The sequence below is a fragment of the Xanthomonas sp. SS genome (assembly GCF_014236835.1).
GTDB lineage: Bacteria > Pseudomonadota > Gammaproteobacteria > Xanthomonadales > Xanthomonadaceae > Xanthomonas_A.
This window is the reverse complement of record NZ_CP051190.1, coordinates 3,658,140-3,676,100: the sequence shown is the minus strand read 5'-3', so window position 1 is coordinate 3,676,100 and position 17,961 is coordinate 3,658,140. Positions and strand designations below refer to the sequence as shown.

16 protein-coding genes are annotated in these 17,961 nt (G+C 62.0%); 6 read left to right on the top strand and 10 right to left on the bottom strand.

Annotated features, from left to right (window positions below):
* Positions 1-18: 18 nt before the first annotated feature.
* From HEP74_RS15195 to HEP74_RS15175, 5 genes are all read left to right on the top strand, one after another.
* Positions 19-1,794: a class I SAM-dependent DNA methyltransferase gene (locus HEP74_RS15195; RefSeq protein ID WP_185813591.1), complete on the top strand. Its 1,776-nt coding sequence runs from the start codon at positions 19-21 to the stop codon at positions 1,792-1,794.
* A complete protein-coding gene (locus HEP74_RS15190; RefSeq protein WP_185813590.1) occupies positions 1,794-3,794 on the top strand; it encodes a restriction endonuclease subunit S in 2,001 nt (666 codons plus the stop codon). Before HEP74_RS15195 ends, HEP74_RS15190 begins: the two co-directional genes overlap by 1 nt.
* A gap of 2 nt (positions 3,795-3,796) precedes the next feature.
* Entirely contained in the window at positions 3,797-5,542 is a 1,746-nt protein-coding gene (locus HEP74_RS15185) for an AAA family ATPase (protein ID WP_185813589.1), read from the top strand.
* Positions 5,539-6,390, top strand: coding sequence for a hypothetical protein (locus HEP74_RS15180; protein ID WP_185813588.1), 852 nt, complete (start codon positions 5,539-5,541; stop codon positions 6,388-6,390). The genes HEP74_RS15185 and HEP74_RS15180 overlap by 4 nt, the downstream gene beginning before the upstream one ends.
* A 444-nt stretch (positions 6,391-6,834) precedes the next feature.
* A complete protein-coding gene (locus HEP74_RS15175; protein WP_255427765.1) occupies positions 6,835-7,131 on the top strand; it encodes an XAC0095 family protein in 297 nt (98 codons plus the stop codon).
* Between the two features lie 164 nt (positions 7,132-7,295).
* Here HEP74_RS15175 and HEP74_RS15170 read toward each other — a convergent pair whose 3' ends face one another.
* The 7 genes from HEP74_RS15170 to HEP74_RS15140 all read right to left on the bottom strand — a co-directional run bounded on the left by HEP74_RS15170 (position 7,296) and on the right by HEP74_RS15140 (position 13,844).
* The gene (locus HEP74_RS15170; protein ID WP_185813587.1) at positions 7,296-9,116 is read right to left on the bottom strand and encodes an XVIPCD domain-containing protein; all 1,821 of its coding nucleotides are present in this window, start codon (positions 9,114-9,116) and stop codon (positions 7,296-7,298) included.
* A 5-nt stretch (positions 9,117-9,121) separates the two neighbouring features.
* On the bottom strand, positions 9,122-9,619 hold the full coding sequence (locus HEP74_RS15165; RefSeq protein WP_185813586.1) for a hypothetical protein: 498 nt from the start codon (positions 9,617-9,619) through the stop codon (positions 9,122-9,124).
* 481 nt (positions 9,620-10,100) lie between these two features.
* On the bottom strand, positions 10,101-10,682 hold the full coding sequence (locus HEP74_RS15160) for a hypothetical protein (protein WP_185813585.1): 582 nt from the start codon (positions 10,680-10,682) through the stop codon (positions 10,101-10,103).
* A gap of 66 nt (positions 10,683-10,748) precedes the next feature.
* Positions 10,749-11,387: a hypothetical protein gene (locus HEP74_RS15155; RefSeq protein WP_185813584.1), complete on the bottom strand. Its 639-nt coding sequence runs from the start codon at positions 11,385-11,387 to the stop codon at positions 10,749-10,751.
* Between the two features lie 27 nt (positions 11,388-11,414).
* Complete coding sequence (locus HEP74_RS15150) at positions 11,415-11,774, bottom strand: hypothetical protein (protein ID WP_255427764.1); 360 nt, start codon at positions 11,772-11,774, stop codon at positions 11,415-11,417.
* Positions 11,775-11,979: 205 nt separating this feature from the next.
* Complete coding sequence (locus tag HEP74_RS15145; protein WP_185813582.1) at positions 11,980-12,747, bottom strand: LytR/AlgR family response regulator transcription factor; 768 nt, start codon at positions 12,745-12,747, stop codon at positions 11,980-11,982.
* Positions 12,744-13,844 carry a sensor histidine kinase gene (locus HEP74_RS15140; protein ID WP_185813581.1) on the bottom strand — a complete coding sequence of 367 codons (1,101 nt, stop codon included), beginning with the start codon at positions 13,842-13,844 and terminating at the stop codon, positions 12,744-12,746. Before HEP74_RS15140 ends, HEP74_RS15145 begins: the two co-directional genes overlap by 4 nt.
* 209 nt (positions 13,845-14,053) lie before the next feature.
* On the opposite strand from HEP74_RS15140, the gene HEP74_RS15135 reads away from it, so the two are divergent.
* The gene (locus tag HEP74_RS15135; protein ID WP_185813580.1) at positions 14,054-14,437 is read left to right on the top strand and encodes a hypothetical protein; all 384 of its coding nucleotides are present in this window, start codon (positions 14,054-14,056) and stop codon (positions 14,435-14,437) included.
* A 146-nt stretch (positions 14,438-14,583) separates the two neighbouring features.
* On the opposite strand, the gene HEP74_RS15130 is transcribed toward HEP74_RS15135, so the two are convergent.
* The 3 genes from HEP74_RS15130 to HEP74_RS15120 form a co-directional block, all read right to left on the bottom strand.
* On the bottom strand, positions 14,584-16,395 hold the full coding sequence (locus HEP74_RS15130; RefSeq protein ID WP_185816660.1) for a glycoside hydrolase family 15 protein: 1,812 nt from the start codon (positions 16,393-16,395) through the stop codon (positions 14,584-14,586).
* Between the two features lie 11 nt (positions 16,396-16,406).
* Complete coding sequence (locus HEP74_RS15125; protein ID WP_185813579.1) at positions 16,407-17,309, bottom strand: SDR family oxidoreductase; 903 nt, start codon at positions 17,307-17,309, stop codon at positions 16,407-16,409.
* Positions 17,310-17,559: 250 nt separating this feature from the next.
* Complete coding sequence (locus HEP74_RS15120; protein WP_185813578.1) at positions 17,560-17,793, bottom strand: hypothetical protein; 234 nt, start codon at positions 17,791-17,793, stop codon at positions 17,560-17,562.
* Positions 17,794-17,961: the final 168 nt, after the last annotated feature.

The following is a 17,961-nucleotide window of genomic DNA, read 5'->3' as shown; positions in this document are numbered from 1 at the left end:
CATAATCGGAATAGTTAGATGAACCTCAGTAGCACCATCAAGTCCATCCAGGACGCTATGCGTAAGGACGACGGCGTCGACGGCGATGCTCAGCGCCTTGGCCAGCTCACCTGGATGCTCTTCCTTAAGGTCTTCGATCAACGTGAGGAGGAGTGGGAAGACGAAAATCCGAAGTACAAGTCTCCGATACCGGAGGCCATGCGCTGGCGAAACTGGGCGGCTTATTTGACTGAAGAGGATGGCAAAAAAAAGCCACAGATCACTGGCAGTACGATCATCAGTTTTGTCAACAATGAGCTGTTCCCCACGCTAAAAGAACTGGACGCCAATGCGAGCCCGCAGCACAAGGTGATTCGCAGCGTCTTCGAAGATGCTTACAACTACATGAAGTCTGGCACCCAGCTGCTTGCGGTGATCGAAAAGCTGGAAGAGGCCATAAACTTTCACGATTTCAGGACTCGCGCCAACCTGGGGGATGTGTACGAGCAACTGCTCAATGATCTGCGCGGTGCCGGCAATGCGGGCGAGTTCTATACCCCGCGTGCTATCACGCAATTCATGGCAGACCGGGTGAATCCCAGTCTGTCCAAACGCGAGTCGGTCATGGACCCTGCCTGCGGCACGGGCGGTTTTTTGACTGCTGCCATCGACCATTTGCGCAACCAGTTGACGGCTAAGTCGAGTGCAGTCGATAAAGCTGCACTTGAGGGGCTGATTCGCGGCATCGAAAAGAAGCCGTTGCCCCATCTACTGTGCACTACCAATATGCTACTGCACGGGATCGACGTGCCTAGCCAGATCGAGCACCGCAACACGCTAGGCGTTGGCTGGAACGAATGGAGCGCCGACGATAAGGTCGATTGCGTCATCACGAATCCGCCCTTCGGTGGCTATGAGGACGACGGTGCGGGTGGCGACTACCCCGCCGACCTGCGAACGCGCGAAACCGCCGACATGTTCATGGCGTTGATCGTCAAGAAGCTGCTGAAGGATAACGGGCGCGCCGCAGTCGTGCTGCCTGACGGCTTCCTTTTCGGCGATGGCATAAAGGCCACGCTTAAGAAGCTGTTGCTGCGCGACTGCAAGCTGCACACCATCGTGCGCCTGCCCAGGGGCGTGTTCGCCCCGTACACCACCATTAAGACCAATCTGCTGTTCTTCACCAAGTGCGCAGTTGTAGACGACGGGACGGGGCACTTCCACACCGACACCATCTGGTACTACGAGCACCCGTATCCGCCGGGATACAAGAGCTACAGCAAGACCAAGCCCATCCGCTTTGAGGAGTTCAAGCCCGAGCAGGACTGGTGGGGCAGCGAGGCTAATGACTTTGACGACCGTGTGGAGAACGAGTTCGCCTGGAGGGTGGACTTCAAGACCAAGCGTGAACAGGCGGAGGCCGCCGCGAGGCCGCATTGGAGCCGGGCCGAGCAATTGGGTAACGAGGCCAGTGCGGTGGAAAACCGCATCCGTGACTTGCGCGACTCCATCAGGGGCGTGAGCGATGCTAAGCAGCGCCGGTCGGTGGACGGCGAGATCGATACGCTACGAACCCAGGTCGACACACTGCGCTTGCAGGCCCGCGACGCTCAGGCGGCCGGTGATCGCCTGTACTGGCCGATCTACAACCTGGACCTGAAGAACCCCAACACGCCCGAAGAAGAGAGTCACGATCCTGACGTGCTGCTGGACAAGTACAAGACCCTGTTGGGCCAGATCCAAGAGACCGAAAATCGCCTAAAGAGCGAGCTCGCTGCCGCATTGGCACACCACTTCGTCGGCGAGAATGCCTGATGGATGCGCAGCAGTTTCTGGCGGATTTTGGGCACATCTCACACGCTCCAAATGGACTCGCAAAACTACGAGAGCTGGTCCTCGTACTCGCCATGCAAGGACGGCTGCTCCAGCAGGTGCCCGGCGAGGATGCTGCATCACTGCTGGAGGTGATTGACAAGGAAAAACAGTCGCTGATTGCCTCGCGAGCGCTGCGCTCGCCGAAGCCGCTGCCGGTTGTCACGGACAAGGATCGCCCATACAGAGTGCCTGCCACTTGGTGTTGGACTCGCTTCGGCGAGATTGCCTTGCACAACTCGGGAAAGACGCTGGATTCGGTACGCAATAGTGGACAACCGCGCCCCTACATCACAACTTCTAACCTTTACTGGGGGCGTTTCGACCTGAGCAATGTCAGGCAAATGCTCATCCGAGATGAAGAGCTGGAGAAATGCACCGCACGGAAGGGCGATCTCTTGATCTGCGAGGGTGGAGAAGCCGGCAGGGCGGCGGTCTGGGTCTCCGATCAGGAGGTCTGCTTTCAGAATCATGTGCATCGAGCCAGGTTCCTGGGAAATATCAATCCGTTCTATGCCTATCGCTTCTTTGAGAAGCTGAGTCTGACCGGGGAGATCAATGAGCATCGCAAGGGTATCGGGATCTCCAACATGTCGAGCAAGGCGCTTGCCATGCTTCCGTTCCCCCTGCCGCCATTGGAAGAGCAGGAGCGCATCGTCGGCAAAATCAATGAGCTAATGTCCTTGTTCGATCAACTGGGCAAGCAGCAGCAAAGCCTCCGTAAACGGCAGAACGCCCTGCGCCAGTCCACGCTGCAAGCTCTCGCCAGCGCCGAAAGCCCGCTCGAACTGCAGACGAACTGGCAACGCCTGCAATCCAACTTTGGGAACTTGTTCAGTGAGCCGGAAGATGTTCGGGCTTTCAAGGGGCTGGTTCTTGACCTCGCTGTCAATGGGCGATTCTTCATTCCATCTCGTGAACCGGTCGTGGCATTGGAACTGCTCGACCAGATCGCGGCAGCTAGGTCAAAATGGGAAAAGACCGCTGAAAATCAGGAGAAAAAGGAAGCGGTCGCAATGGCGAAGAAAATCCGAACGCAGCATGCAACGGCACCGGCCGTACCACTCCCCAGCCATTGGTGCTGGGCTTCAATGCTGCAGGTATCCCAGGTCATTATTGATTGCGACCACAAGACTCCCGTCTATTCCGCTGATGGGGTGCACTTGGTGCGCACGACAGACATTCGAGATGGGAAAATGCTCCTCCGGGCGACCAAAAAAGTATCTGAAGATGTTTACCAGCAAAGGTCGCGTCGCTTGGCTCCAAGAGCTGAAGACATTTTCCTTACTCGCGAAGCCCCCATGGGCGAGGCAGCAATGGTGCCTAGAGGCGAGCGCGTCGGATTAGGGCAGCGACTGATGCTGATCCGGGTTTTTAGCGAACTTTTTAATCCCCAATACCTGCTCTACGTGATGCAAAGTCCGAGTTTCAAAGAGCGTCTCATGGAGGCAGCAGTGGGGATGACTGTGAAGCACATCAATGTTAGTGACGTTGAGAATCTTCAGATTCCTGTGCCGCCAAAGGGTGAGCAAGATCGGATTGTTGAAATGCTTGACCAGTTGTTTGAGTGCTGTGCTTTGTACACACACCAGCTTTCTCGGGCTCGCAAGACTGCCGCAACACTTGCACTTTCTGCTGTCGCTGCGCTCTCCGGCATCACCGTTAAATATGACGAGGACACCACTGTGAAAGCCCCACAGACCGAACTCATCGCCCCGCTGTGCTTGGCCACGCCACCCGACGTGAAGGCCCAGGCGCCACTAGCCAGCATCCTTTCCCGCAACAAAGGGAAGATGGCTGCGCGCGATCTGTGGCAACGCTTTGGTGGCGAAGTCGACGCGTTCTATGCCCAGCTAAAGATCGAGGTGGCGCATGGCTGGATCGCCGAGCCCGAGGTGGCGCAGGTGCTTGAAAAGCCTGCCGCCGAAGCAGCTAAGGCCTGACCATGCAGTTACGGCACCTGGCTATCCCCCAGTTCCGCAACCTCCGCGGGGTGGTGATCGACTTCGCGACCCAGCTGGATCCCGCGCCTGGGGCCACAGCCACGGCGCCCAAGGCCATCCGCAGCCATGCGCTGATCGGCCAGAACGGTGTGGGGAAATCCAACCTGATTGAGGCATTGATCACCATCTTCCGGGACGTCGACTTGGACCGCGATGCGGCCTTAGACTATACGCTGGAGTACTATATTAGGGGCCACACGGTGCGCCTGCAGGCGGACACTGCCAAGCAGAAGCGTCCCTTCGTATGGGTGGATGGCAAGGCGGAGACGCAAGGGCATCTACTGAAGAACCGGGAGTTTTTGCCCTCGCACGTCTTCGCCTATTACTCGGGCCGCAATGAGCGCATAGAGGCCCTATTCCAAGAGCACCAGCGCCGCTTCAATCAACGCCAGGAGATCACCACCGACGAGGTGCTGCCAGAGCAGCTGCTAACCCGCTTTTCGGCCAGCGAAGCCGACATCCGTGCTCTCGAAGAAGTGCGGCGCCGCCGGGATGCCCGGCTGAAGCAGGTCGGCGACGATCGCCTGCGGCGGCTGTTCTATTGCCGTGGCGGCCACAGCCAGCTGGTTCTTTTGGCCTGCCTGTTGTCTGACGACCCAGTCTTCCAGAAGGTGTTGAAGAACCTGCACATCGAAGCGCTGGAGTCGGCCCTGTTCGTGCTGAAGGAGCCGCATCGCCTCCGCGAGAAGCGTCGAGGAGGCCGCTTTGACGAGAACGAGCTCAATGAGGGTGACCCGCGCTTCTGGTACGCGCGGGGCAATGTGGTTAGCGAGTTTCTCGACAAGCTGTGGCAGGTCGCCTGGGCACCCATCGAGCAAGAGGCTCCGCAGCAAATCGACTTCCGGGGCCGGACGGAGAGGCAGAAACAGCTCTACCTGTACGTGTCCAGTCATGCCAAGCTCCGACAACTGGGCGAGCTAGTAGGCGGCACTGACAGCTTCTTCCGCTATGCCGAGGGTGCGTACATCGGCGACCTGATCGAAGAGGTGCGCATCACTGTCAAGAAGCGCGACGAGCATGGCGGCGCGGTGAGCTTCACGCAGCTGTCGGAGGGCGAGCTGCAGATGCTAACTGTGCTGGGGTTGATGCGCATCACGCGAGAGAACGACTGCCTATTCCTCCTCGACGAGCCAGACACGCATCTAAACCCGATCTGGAAACTACGCTACTTCGATGACATTGAGGGAGTGCTCAGCGAGGAGGAGGGGCACACGGCAGGGGAGTCGCAGATTCTCATCACTACCCACGATCCGATGATGGTGGGCAGCCTGAAGCGTGAGCAGGTGCATATCCTACGCAAGCAGGGGCAGATGACATTGGTAGACACGCCAGACGAGCACCCACAAGGCATGGGCGTAACGGGGTTGCTGAAGAGCGAACTGTTTGGTCTTTCGTCAACGCTGGACAGTGAAACTGAGCGACGTTTGTTTCGGCGCAATGAGCTTTTTGCCCTCGACGTGCGCACACCTGAGGAAGAGGATGAGCTGCGTCGTTTGAGTGTGGAGTTGGCGGATTTGGGCTTCTCAAGTGCCGACTTTAAAGACCCGTTCTACGCCAAGTTCGTGCGACGCATGGCTAAGCACACGAAGTTCCATAAACCAACACTTATGCCAGACGAGCAGGCCGAACAAGATCGCATCGCGGACGAGATCATCAACGAAATCCTGCGCGAGGAGGCGGGCAAGTGATCTTCATCGATCTAGAAAATAAGTTGCCTACCGATATGGATCTGCCCGCAGATGTGCGTTGGACGCCGACGGACTGGAACGCTTGGTTGGATGAATCAACCCGTCTGTTGGGTGAGCTGGCTAGGCTAAATGCTGCGGGGCAAATTGAAGAGCGCAACACGCTGATAGACAGGCGTGGCGATCACTGGGGAAAATTAAAGCCGTGGCTTCTGGCGCTGTCGCGGGGAAAATGCTGGTTCACTGAGGCGAGAGAGATTGCATCACACCTTGATGTTGAGCACTTTCGTCCTAAAAAAACAGCGCGTAATGCAAGAGGACTGGTGCGTGATGGCTATTGGTGGCTCGCTTTCGACTATATGAATTTCCGAATCGCTGGCACTGTGCCAAATCGTAAGAAGGGTACATGGTTTCCGCTCTGCTACGGCTCGCGATGTTCGACTTACGCTTGCCGTTGTGAGGGGGATGAGGTCTATCATTTTTTGGACCCAACGAATGCTCACGATGTCACGCTGCTCTCTTTTGATGAGGAAGGCAAGGCGGTGCCCGCGCCGGGAGCTACCAGGTGGGAGCGTGTGCGGGTTAGACGTACCGTTGAGCGCTTGAAACTAACGGAACACCAGGCTCTGGCTGAAGAGCGCAGGAAGGTATGGCAGAGCACGACGAAGCTGATCAATAGATATCAAAAGGCACTGTCCGAAGCACGGGGCTCTGCTGCTGCTCGCGAGAGAGTTAAGATGACCGCTCGTGAGATCGCCTGCCTCACCAAGCCCGACGCTGAACTTTCGTCTGTAGCCAAATGGTGTGTCTGGCTGCGGAATGATCCGCACCTTGTCAGGCTGGTTGGGTAGGCGAGGATGGTTTTGACAGGACTGCCGGTGAAGGCGCCTTTCTTTAAAATTCGGATATAAGAGTCAATCCGTTCGCTTCTATCGTGATCAGCTTCAAATTCATATGCAGCGACTTTTTTAGTGAGTTGTTTCAGCGGATATGGTCGTGCCGGTAATTTGCATCAGTTGGGGTGTAGGCGGTATTGACGTAAAGCGCAATCGGTAGCAATATTGCTACACGGAGCCTAGAAACTCCTCGAACAGCGGTGCCCACCTCCGACAAACCGGTGGGTTTTTTGTGCCTGCGTGTTTTGCAGGTGCAGCCGACGCGATCTCTGCGTCGGGAGGGCGGTGAATACAACACCCGCAAGGGGAATAAACCCGCCGGCTGTTCGCGGTTTCTAGCCTCCCGACTTCCCGTCCGCCATGGCGGCGGACGGCCACTTCATGGAAGGAGAGGCGACGATGTCGGAGTACAGAACGGAAGATCTTGAAATGGCGGGCTATTTCCTGCCCGAAGAGAGCCAGTTCCGGTTGGTGCGGCTGGGCGAGTTCATCAAGTTCCTCGCAAGACTGGCAGAGCCACGTAGCGTGGCCGAGGAGCGCGAGGCCGCGCCGAAGGTGCGTGCGGGCGAGCTGGCGGTGTGCATGGAATTGCTCGCGGAGCAGTTGGAAATGGTGCTGCGCGAGGTGTCGTGGCCGGCGCAGCGTCAGTCCCCGTATCAGACGCAGGGCCATGGTGCCGATAGCGGGGCGCCATGACCGGTCCTCGTCTGCGGTAGACGAGTCGCCATTCGCTTCCTGCGTGCAGTCTCTGGTCGATGGAGTCGCCGCTGTTGTGCAGCCTGTCTGTCTCGGCTACCGGCACCACCGCGGCCGGGCCGATGCCGCGCCCGCGCTGGGCAGGGGAGGAGGGCTTGCGGCGACTACATCGAACGCACCGGCGCCGATTGCGCCTGCACGGTCTCCTGCTGTTGGCTGCGTTGCAGTTCCTCGGACCTGGCTTGCTGCTGCACCACATCCAATTGCGCGAAGCGCTGTTCCGCCGGCACCGCGAGCGCTTCCTGCATGGGCATGTGTGCTCGGTGTGCTGCGGGGTCGGGCGACGGGTGGCCGGTGCGCCACAGGTGCACCACCTCGCCGCTGCCCAAGGTGGCGGTGGGCGTGTTGGCCGCAATCTTCAGGTCGTCCTTTGCCGTGAAGCCCTTTTCGCTCGCCAGCAGCAACAGGCTCGCGCTCAGCCGCTCGCTGTTCTCGTCCCACGGTTTGCCGGCTTGTTGATCCAGTCCGCGCACGCCATCGCGGATCTTCTCGAACAATGGGGTGTTGGGATGTCCAGGGTCGCCCGGCTGGGCGCGTCCTGTCTGCGGAGGATCAAGCTCCGGTGTTGGACTGATGTGCTGGTGCGAGTCCCGGGTGTGTTGCAGCAGGCCGGGTGTTGGCGGGGTGGTACTGGTATCCCAGTACGCCTGCGGGGTGGCCGCGGTGGCCTGCGGCAAGGTGATGCCGTTGCGCTCCAGCAAGGTCTCGTTGAAGTGCAGGCGTTGCATGTTGAGATGCATTTGCGGCTCGACGCCGCGGACTGGGTGCGCGTTTTCTCTGTCGATCTTGATCGCGCGGTTCAGGGCCAGGGCGCCGTAGTAATTGGGGTAGTCCGAGTCGCCGTAGAAGCCGATGCTGGTCGTCTGATCCAACGGCAGACCCGGGGTGCCTCTTGCGGCTTTGTCGAAGTAAACTCGTCCCTGTGTGGCAATATTCTCCGGTGTCATCGGGAGTGAGCCATCGGCATTGAAGCTCAATCCAGGTAGTGCTTGGGCTTGGCCAGCATTGGATGGATCGGGTTTGACGAAATCCTTCATGCGATTGCTCGGGACGTTCATCATTGTGGTCAAGTTCGCCGCAGGATCGTGCTGTCGTACCCTGTCTATCAACGCGTTCCATCCTGAAATCTGCGCTTTGGCTTCATCCTGCCGATTGCTCCCAATCAAGTTTTCGATTGGGACGGTGTAGTCGTTGATCGGGTCGTTGTCTCTCGCAATCGCTTTGGCGGCTTCGTCGAACTGCCGGTAAGCAGGTGCCATCGACACTTGGTTGAAGGCGTGCTGGGTTTCGTGCCCCAATACAAATGTCAGGTCGACGGCGTTATGCCGGTTGAATTGGCTTGGCGATGGTCCCAGCGTGCTGGGTGGAATGCTCATCGTCTTGTCTGCCGGATTGAACGTGCCGCCCGCGACCGTGCCGCTGAGTGGTGCGAAATTCTCGAGCAGCATATGCTGCTGTCTATCTCGGCTATTGCTGCTGTCGATCGTCGTGACAGCGCGTTTCATCTCGTTTGCCAAAACCGGCGAACTGTTGATGGTCGCTTGCAGGTTGGTGACCATGTTCGGCGTCACGGCCTGGCTTTGTTGATTGCCATCGATGTAGGCGCTGTGAGCGAAGCGCATGCTCATTTCCTGCAGCCGCAACGCAGCGCGCAAATCGGTGGCTGCGGCTGGTCCGGCCTGGAGTGCCGGTAGGGTCACGATGCCGGACGACTTGTCGTAAGAACCAATCAACGCGTCTGCGCCGTTTGGACTCAATGCGAACCCATTGAGGTGGCCACTGGCAGCTTGTTGATTTAGGCGTTCTACAAGGTCTTGATCGACCGAGAGCGCTGCGCGCAATTGCGCCGCTTGATCAGGCGTCACGCCCGGCTGGCTGGAGAAGCTTGCCAATGCAGTCTGCAATTGTGCATTTTCGGTTGCCATCCCTGTCACTCCTCAAATTCGCGAACGCTGATCGTCTCGATGCAAAGTTGTCCGGTTTTGGAAGCCTGATCTTGCGGGATGATTTGAACAAACATATCGTTGCGTGTGTACTGTACGGACAATAGTCTGCGGATTTCGTTGTGGGACTCTGGTTGAGTTGTAAATCCGGCCGACTTCAACTCTCGGGCATATTCTTCGACCAGTAAGTCGCAGGGAGGTTGCGGGGGATTTTCTGAATTTTTCGACTCAATTAGTTTGAATGAGATATTGGAATACTCGGGAAATTTCTCGTCGAAATTGTAGATTACGCTGTATTGCCAGTCGCCGCCCGGCAAGTTGAGCGTATAGAATCCCTTTTCCTCGGTCTTGTTTGGATTGAACGGCTTTCCTATTGAGCGTTGCACGGCATTCGCCGACAGGTCCTTAAAGCTCTTTGCTTCCTTTATCATCGCTAGGAAGCGACGCCCCAATTCGTTCGGGCTCATTTCGGTGTGCTGGTTCATGTTTCTTCCTTGGCTTTCATCGGCTGCCATACCCGTGGTTGCACAAGAGGTTGAAGAGGTGGTGAGCGCTAAAGCTAGTAGGATATTTGAAGTTCTTGTCACGTCGCGTGCTCCTTCATGTCGCTACCGCGAAAGCGGGCGTGTCCAATGCCAAGTTCTATCTTCATGCTTCAGCGTTCCGGCGGGTACCAAATTTGATGTTCATGGCGTCGAAGGGGGCACGGCTGAGGTACAGGTAACGACATGGTACTGCGCTGCCAGGTTGTTGTTGTAGACCAAGGCCATGCGCCGATCAAATGGCCGGCTGCCCAGTCAGTCCTTCGGTCTTGCTGCGGATCAGCTGCGGGGTAGCGCTGTCGGCGGTGACTTTGGATGGAGGGCTTGGCCGATGCGGAGACGTATTGGCGGCAGTGGATGGTTTGCCACTTGGTAGCGTGGTCCCTCGGAGCGCTCTTGTGAGAGAAAGTGATTGTAAGTAATTTCAAATATCAAGCTTCTGGATGCTGAACGCTTTTATGCAGGCTGGATTCCCATGCTGGGGGACGATCTGGACATGCATATTTTTGCTTGTGTAATGCAAGGCTAGAAGCCATCCGATTTCGCCGTATGTAGGCGGCGCGGTATTGAATCCCATCGCCTTTAGTGCGCTGTCGTATTCATCAGTCGCGAGGTCGCAGGGAAGGCTGGATTCATCGACAGAGCTATTCATTCTGATCAATTCCAGCGTCACGTTTGAATATTCTTCAGATTTTTTATCGAAGTTATATGTTGTGGCGTACTGCCAATTTCCATCTGGCGATTTCAAGGTGGAAAATCCTGATTTTTCATCACCTTTGAACGTAGAGCCTGTCGAGTGTTGTATGAATTCTGCCGATAGGTCGTCGAAGTTGTCCATGTTCTTGATCATCGCTAGAAAGCGATGCCCCAGATCGGATGGGGTCATCTCGGCGTTCTCGTCCATGTGCTTCGCTTGAACTTTATCGGTCGCAGGGCCGGTGCTTGCACAGGAGGCGGTCGAAAGAACGAGCACCAAGGCCAGTAGAAGATTGGAACTGCTTTTCACGCTGCGTACTCCTTTTCTGGCGAGTCATGGAACTGATCCATGTTCACACCCGTTGTCAGGCGCGCCTTAGCTGTTGCTGCGGATCTGTTGCGGCACGGCGTGGTTTGGTGAGCTTTGGCGGAAGGCTTCGCTGGCCGATGTGAGGCGTGGTCTGTCCTGCGCCGATTGCTCGCGATAGCGCAGCGCTTCGATGCGCTCGCGCGGCAACATGCAGTTGCCGATGCCCGGTTGCAGCCTGCGGGAGAAACCTGGCACCGGCACGCCCATCAGTTCGCCGAAGGTGCGAAAGGCGGAGTTGCTGTTGATGGTGGCGCCGAGCAGCTTGAAGCCGTAGTTGGGGTAGTCCAGGTCCTGGGCGTTGAGTTCGGGCATGGCGCGTAGCGCCGCGTGCCAGCGCGCCAGGATCTCGTGCTTGTCGCCGCTGGCGGCGGTGCGCGCCGGCTGGCCGTCGCGCAGGTAGCTGGTGCGGTCGGGCGGTGCGCCGATGGCGTTGGCGTAATCGGCGTCGTGTGGGTAGTGCCAGGCGCGCAGCGCGTGCCTGCGTGCGTCGGTGCCGATCGGGATCGGCGTGCCGGTCTGCCGGTCGGTGGCCAGGCCGTGCAGTTCGGCCAGGGCGTTGCCGCGCTCGTCGCGCAGCACCCAGTAGGCGTGGCCGGCGATGCCGGCAATGCAGAGCAAGCGTGCTTCGATCGAATGGTCGCGCATGGGGCTCTTCTTTCCGTCTGCTCGAGACTAGCGCGGTGGGGCGGCGATGCAACTGCCCAGCGCGGTCTTGAGGTCCTGCATCGCCTGCGCCACGCCGAGGTCGGCGAAGTAGGCGCCAGCGCCCTTGAGGGCGATCCTGGCCTGGCCGGCGCCCTGCGCGCGCTCGATGCGCATGCGGAAGCCGCTGCGGTTGGCGTCTTCGAAGTTGCCCGATTCCAGCACGCCATTGGCGGCATCCTTGCGCGTGACCTTGGGCCAGGAACTGCTGGTCTCGGACAAGTGGGCGATGCTGGTCTCGGCGCAGTCGAACAGGCGCTGGGTCGGCAGGTCGGCGGGGATGGCCAGGACGTCGGAGGCCATTGGGGTCTTGGGTGCGGCGTCGGCCATGCTGCATGCGCCTGCGGCAAACAAGAGGCCTGCGATCTGCACGGCGACGCGCCACGGCTGCATGTGCTTCTCCTGGGATGTCCTGCGCGTGGCGCTGCGGTGGCGCGGCGCGAAGCGAGACGCCCAATGTAATTGGGTGGACCGCGCGTGTCGATCCAGCCCGGTGGCGGCGCTGGCGTAGGCTTCTATCGCCTACCGCGATCGCTCATTCCCCGCTGCCGTTGGTCACCAGCCGCAGGAACACCTCATGCTGGTACCGGCTCATGCGCAGCTGCTGGCCGTTGTCCATGGTCACCACGTGGTGACCGTTGAACCAGGGATGGATGGCCTTGACCCGGCGCACGTTGATGATCGCCGAGCGGTGCACGCGGGCGAAGTGGCGCGGGTCCAGGCGCGCGCCTAGGGCGGCCATGGTCTCGCGCAGTTCGTGTACGGCGCCGGCCACGTGCAGTTGCACGGTGTTGCGGTTGGCCTTGATCCAGACGATGTCGTCCACGGCGACGAAGACCACGTGTTCGTCCACGCGCACGGCGATGCGTTGCAGGTAAGCATCGCGCTGGCGCAGTGCGTCCAGCGCCTGCAGGAGGTGCGCCGGGTTGTTGCCGGCGCCGCCCAGCCGCGCCTTGGCGCGTTGCAGGGTGGCGGCGAAGCGTTCGCGGCTGAAGGGCTTGACCAGGTAGTCCAGCGCGTTGGCTTCGAAGGCGCGCACGGCGTATTGCTCGTAGGCGGTGACGAACACGGTGGCGGGCATGCGTTCGGCGCCGATCTGCGCGACCACGTCCATGCCGGTCATTTCTGGCATCTGGATGTCCAGGAACACCAGGTCCGGCGAGTGTGCGCGGATCGCCGCCACCGCGGCGGCGCCGTCGCCGCATTCGCCGAGCAGGGCGATGTCGGCGTGCTCGCGCAGCAGGCGCACGATGGCGTGGCGGGCGATCGGCTCGTCATCGATGACCAGCGCGGCGATGGTCATGCGGGTACGTGCTCCGGCGCGCCTTCGGCGTCTTCCAGTTCGCGGAACGGCATGCGGATGCGGCACGCCACGCCTTGCGGCCAGATCATGTCCAGGCGGATCTCGGCGGCGTCGCCATACAGTTCCCGCAGCCGCAGCCGCGTGTTCGACAGGCCGATGCCGTGGCCTGCGTTGCCGCTGCTGTCGCCCAGGGTGCTGTTGCGGTTGCGCACTTCGATGCGCAGCTGGCCGTCCTCGCGCCGGCTTTCGATCTCCACGCAGTCGGCGCCGGCGTGGCGGCCGATGCCGTGCTGGATGGCGTTCTCCACGATCGGTTGCAGCAGCAGGCTCGGTACCGCGCAGTCGAGGGTGGCCGGGTCGATGTACAGACGCGTGGTCAGGCGATCGCCGAAGCGCTTGCGCTGGATGCCCAGGTACAGGTCGAGCAGAGTGAGTTCGTGGCGCAGGGTGATTTCCTGGCCGTCGAATTCCTCCAGCAGCGCGCGCAGCAGTTCGCTCAGGCGCAGCAGCATGTCCTCGGCCGAGGCGACGTCGTCGTCGAGCAGGGTCACGATGGCGTGCAGGGTGTTGAACAGGAAATGCGGTTGCAGCTGGGTCTTCAGCGCCTGCAGCCGCGATTGCGCCAGCTCGGTCGCCAGGCGGCCGGCTTCCAGTTCGCGGCGGTCGCTCTCGCTGCGGTAGTGCAGCGCCTGCTGGATCGCCAGCAGGCTCCAGTAGGTCAGCAGGCCGGTGGCGAAGTGCTTGCCGATGAATTGCCCGAGCTGGTCGAAGAACGCGCCCGGCGAGACGACTGCGCCGATGAACATCGCCAGCGTGGTGACGCCGATGCTGGCAAGCAGTTGCCGCCCCAGCGAACGCAGCTGCAGCGGCGTGGGGATCGGGTAGCGTTCGCCCAGGCGGAACACCAGTGGCGCCAGCGCGGCCCAGGTGTACCACTGGATCATCGACCAGCGCAGGTAGTCGCCGAGCTGCCAGGTGTAGCCGTTGTTGACGGAGTCGTACAGACAGCCCTGCACGGCGAACGCCACCACAACGGCCGTCCACAGGCTCAGGTATCGGGTCAGGCCGATTTCCGTGGAACCCAGGCGGATCTTCATCGGGCGATGCTCGAACGGGATGCGCCGATCCTAAGCGCGGTGGTGCGTGCTGAGAAGCGCGGCGAGCAATGGCGACGATTGGGCACGCCAGGACGACGATTCGTCCCGGATCGCTGGGCGCGGGGCAGGGCGGGCGCGCCAGATATGCGCACCGCTGCCGCTGCGCAATGCGCGCCGGGCGGTATCCCTTCCTGCCAGAGATCCCAGCCATGCCTCCATTGCCCACCGCCTGCCTTGCCATCGCGCTGCTCGCCGCAGCGGCCACCGCCCATGCGCAGGACGCCAGTCGCACGCACTACGTCATGCTGGTCAACCGCGCGCACGACAGCGTGACCGCGCTGGCGGTCGCTGACCCTGGCAGCACCACGTTCCGCGCCATTGCCGCCGACCCGCTGCGCGGCGGCGGCGACTCGGCCACCATCGGCATCGCCGGCGCAGGCTGTCGCTACGACCTGCGTTTCGAGTTCGGCGACGGGCGCACGCTGGTGTACCGCGACCTGGACGTGTGCCGCAATGTGCTGGTACGTATCCGGGCGCTGCCGCGCAAGGAGGTGGATGCGTCGATGCGGTTCGCGGTGTCGATGGGGGATTAGCCTTTTCGAGACTGCGGGGGCGTTGCGGGAGATGCTTTGGTGAGTGACGTGCTGGCGGGGGCTACACGTGTTGTTGGTGGTGTCTGTTGCGACTGAAGTCGCTCCTACAGGGGGCGGTGCGCTAGGGCGCCGATGCGATGCCGCTGCTATTCGCCGCCCACCGCCAGGGCGGCATGGATCAGCGCCAGGTGGCTCAGGCCCTGCGGCATGTTGCCGAGCGCGGCGCCGCTGTGCGTATCCACCAGTTCCGGCAGCAGGCCGACGTCGTTGCCGACGGTGTCGAGCAGGTGCTCGAACAGGCGCCTGGCTTCGTCGCGTTCGTCGAGCAGGCCGTAGGCCTCCACCATCCAGAAGCTGCAGGCGATGAACGCGCCCTCGCGTTGCTGCATGCCGCTGTAGCGGTGCAGCAGTGCGCGCGCGTCGCCGCTGCCGAGTTCGCGGCGGATCGCCTCGCGGGTGGCGATCATGCGTTCGCGGCGCACCTCGCCCAGGCCGAAGCGCGAGGCCAGCATCAGCCCCGCATCCAGCGCATCGCTGCCGGCGTACAGGGTGTAGGCCTGCTTGTGCTCGGACCAGCAGTGCGCGTCGATCCAGTCGAGGATGCGCGCCTGTTCGCGCTGCCAGCGCGGCAGCATGGCCTTGGACAGGTGACCGGCCTGGGCCAGTTCGCTGGCGCGGCGCAGTGCCATCCAGCACTCGATCTTGGACATGGTGTAGTGCTGCGCGTCCTCCAGTTCCCAGAATCCGGCGTCCTTGCGCATCCATGCCTCGGCGCATGCGTTGCCGAGTTCGAACAGCTGCTGCGCAGTGTGCGGATCGAGGATGTGGCCGTGCTCGACGAAGCGCGCGGTCATCTCGAACACGTCGCCGTACAGGCACAGCTGCAGCTGGTCGGTGGCGGTGTTGCCCACGCGCACCGGGCGCGTGTGGCGGTAGCCGGCGATATCGATCTGCCGCTCGTCCGGGACCAGTTCGCCGTGCAGCGTGTAGCACGGGCGGATCCAAGGCCGGTGCCGGGCGATGGTACCGAGCAGCCAGGCGAACGCGGCCTTGGCGTCGGGCAGGGCGCCCACGCGCAGGAACGCCTTGGTGGTGTAGGCGGCATCGCGCACCCAGGCGTAGCGGTAGTCCCAGTTGCCGTTGCCGCCGATGCCCTCGGGCAGCGAGGTGGTGGCCGCGGCGGCGATGGCGCCGGTGGGCGAATACCACAGGAACTTCAGCGCCAGCGCCGAGCGCAGCACGGTCTGCGGGTAGCCGCCGTCGTAGTGCAGGTTGCCGGTCCACTCGCGCCATTCCTGGTCGCTGCGCTCGATGCGCGCGTCGATGTCCTCCAATGGCGGCACCGGCAGCGCTTCGTCCTGCGTGGCGAGCACCGCGATCACCTCGCGTTGGCCGGCGTGCAGGCGCAGCCGGGCCTGCACGCCGCGGTCGTCGTAGGCGGAAACGGTGAGCGCCTGCGAGTGGCGCAGCATCGCCATCACCGGGCCGATGTGGAACACGCGGCCGTTGGGGGTGTCGCTCGTCCACGGCGTGGATGTTCCGGCGCGGGTGCCGGGCCGGAAGCAGATCTCGAACTCCACCTCGCCGTCCATGCCTTCCAGCCGCCGCGCCAGCTCCGACCACGGCAGGCGCCCGGCTTCGCCGCTGTTGAGCGACTCGGTCAGCCGCGCGCTGCCGCTGGCGGTGCGGAAAGTGGTTTCCAGCACGTTGCTGTCGTCGCGGTAGCGGCGCTGCACCTCGCTGGCGCCGACCGGGGTGATGGCGAAGCGGCCGCCGTCGCGCGCGTCGAGCAGGCGGTCGAACAGCGGCGGTGCGTCCATGGTCGGCACGCACCACCAGTCGATGCTGCCGTCGGCGGCGACCAGCGCCACCGAGCGGCCGTCGCCCAGTGCGGCGTAGCTCTCGATCGGCGCGGTGCCCTCGGCATCGCGCTGCAGGCGTGGCGCGCGGGCAGGCACGGCCGGTGCGCTCAAGACAGCAACAGGCCGCCGGTGGCGCCGATGATCTCGCCGGTGATGTAACTCGATTCCTGCGAAGCCAGCAGCACGTACAGCGGCGCCATCTCCACCGGCTGGCCGGCGCGCTTGAGCGGGGTTTCCGAGCCGAACGCGGGGATCTTCTCCGGCGGCTGCCCGCCGCTGGGCTGCAGCGGTGTCCACACCGGCCCCGGCGCTACCGCGTTGACGCGGATGCCCTTGTCGGCCAGTTGCTGCGCCAGCGCCTGGGTGAAGTTGGCGATAGCCGCCTTGGTCGGCGCGTAGTCGATCAGCATCGGCGAGGGCTGGTAGGCCTGGATGGAACTGGTGTTGATGATGGTGGCGCCCGGCGGCAGGTGCGGCACCGCCGCCTTGCACAGCCAGAACATGGCGAACACGTTGGTGCGGAAGGTGGCCTCGAACTGCTCGGTGCTCAGCTCGGCGATGTCTTTCACCGCGGTCTGCTTGCCGGCCACGTTGACCAGGATGTCCAGCCCGCCCAGCGCCTCCACGCTCTTGGCCACCAGCTGCCGGCAGAACGCCTCGTCCTGCAGGTCGCCGGGCAGGCACACCGCCTTGCGGCCTTCGGCCTCGATCAGCGCGACCACCTCGGCGGCGTCCTGCGCTTCCTCGGGCAGGTAGTTGAGGACGATGTCGGCGCCTTCGCGCGCATAGGCGATGGCGGTGGCGCGGCCGATGCCGGAATCGGCGCCGGTGATCAGCGCCTTGCGTCCGGCCAGGCGGCCGAAGCCGCGGTAGCTCTGCTCGCCGTGGTCGGCGGCCGGTTGCAACGCGTGCACGCTGCCGGGCGGGGTCTGGGTCTGCTCGGGGAACTCGGGTTGCGGGAACTGGGTGAGCGGGTTCTGCATCGTGAACTGGTTCTTGCTGCCAGACATGCACGATCTCCTTGCGATGAGGGATGGCGCGACGCCATGCCGAGGTGGATACACTCGGCGGGCCGACGCACGCAGTATGGAAATCGCGCGGATGTTGTGGGGTGAACGAAATGGGCAGGGCACGTGAAAGTGCGATACCGGCACGGCACGGCTTGCCTGCAGACATGCAGACGCAACCGCACGCGTCGCATTACGGATGCGGCGTGCGGTACGACCGAGCGATATGCGTGTGCGACGCCTGCTGCGCGCTCTAGCGGCTGCTGCGACGCCAGGCGATCACTGCGACCGTGGCCAGTGCGGCCACCGCGCCGGCTGCGGCCAACTGCGCCGCCAGCTCGGTGCGCTGCGCGCGCCGGCGCAGGCCGCCGTCCACGCCGCCAGGCGACAGTGGCGGCTGGAATACGTTGCCCGGCAACATCGGCGCGTGCGGCGTGCGTGCCAGATAGCGGCCGAAGAAGCGGCGCATGCCGCGGATCGAACGCATTGGGCGCCAGCGCATGCACCACGCGCATCGCGACGACCGCTGGGCCGATCACCACGCGCCAAGGGGATGCCGCCACTCAATTCATGGTGTTGATGGCCCGCTAGCGGCCATGCATGAGTGTGCTGCGGCGGCCGCTTTGGGAGGATTGCGTGGTGGCGGCTCTGGATG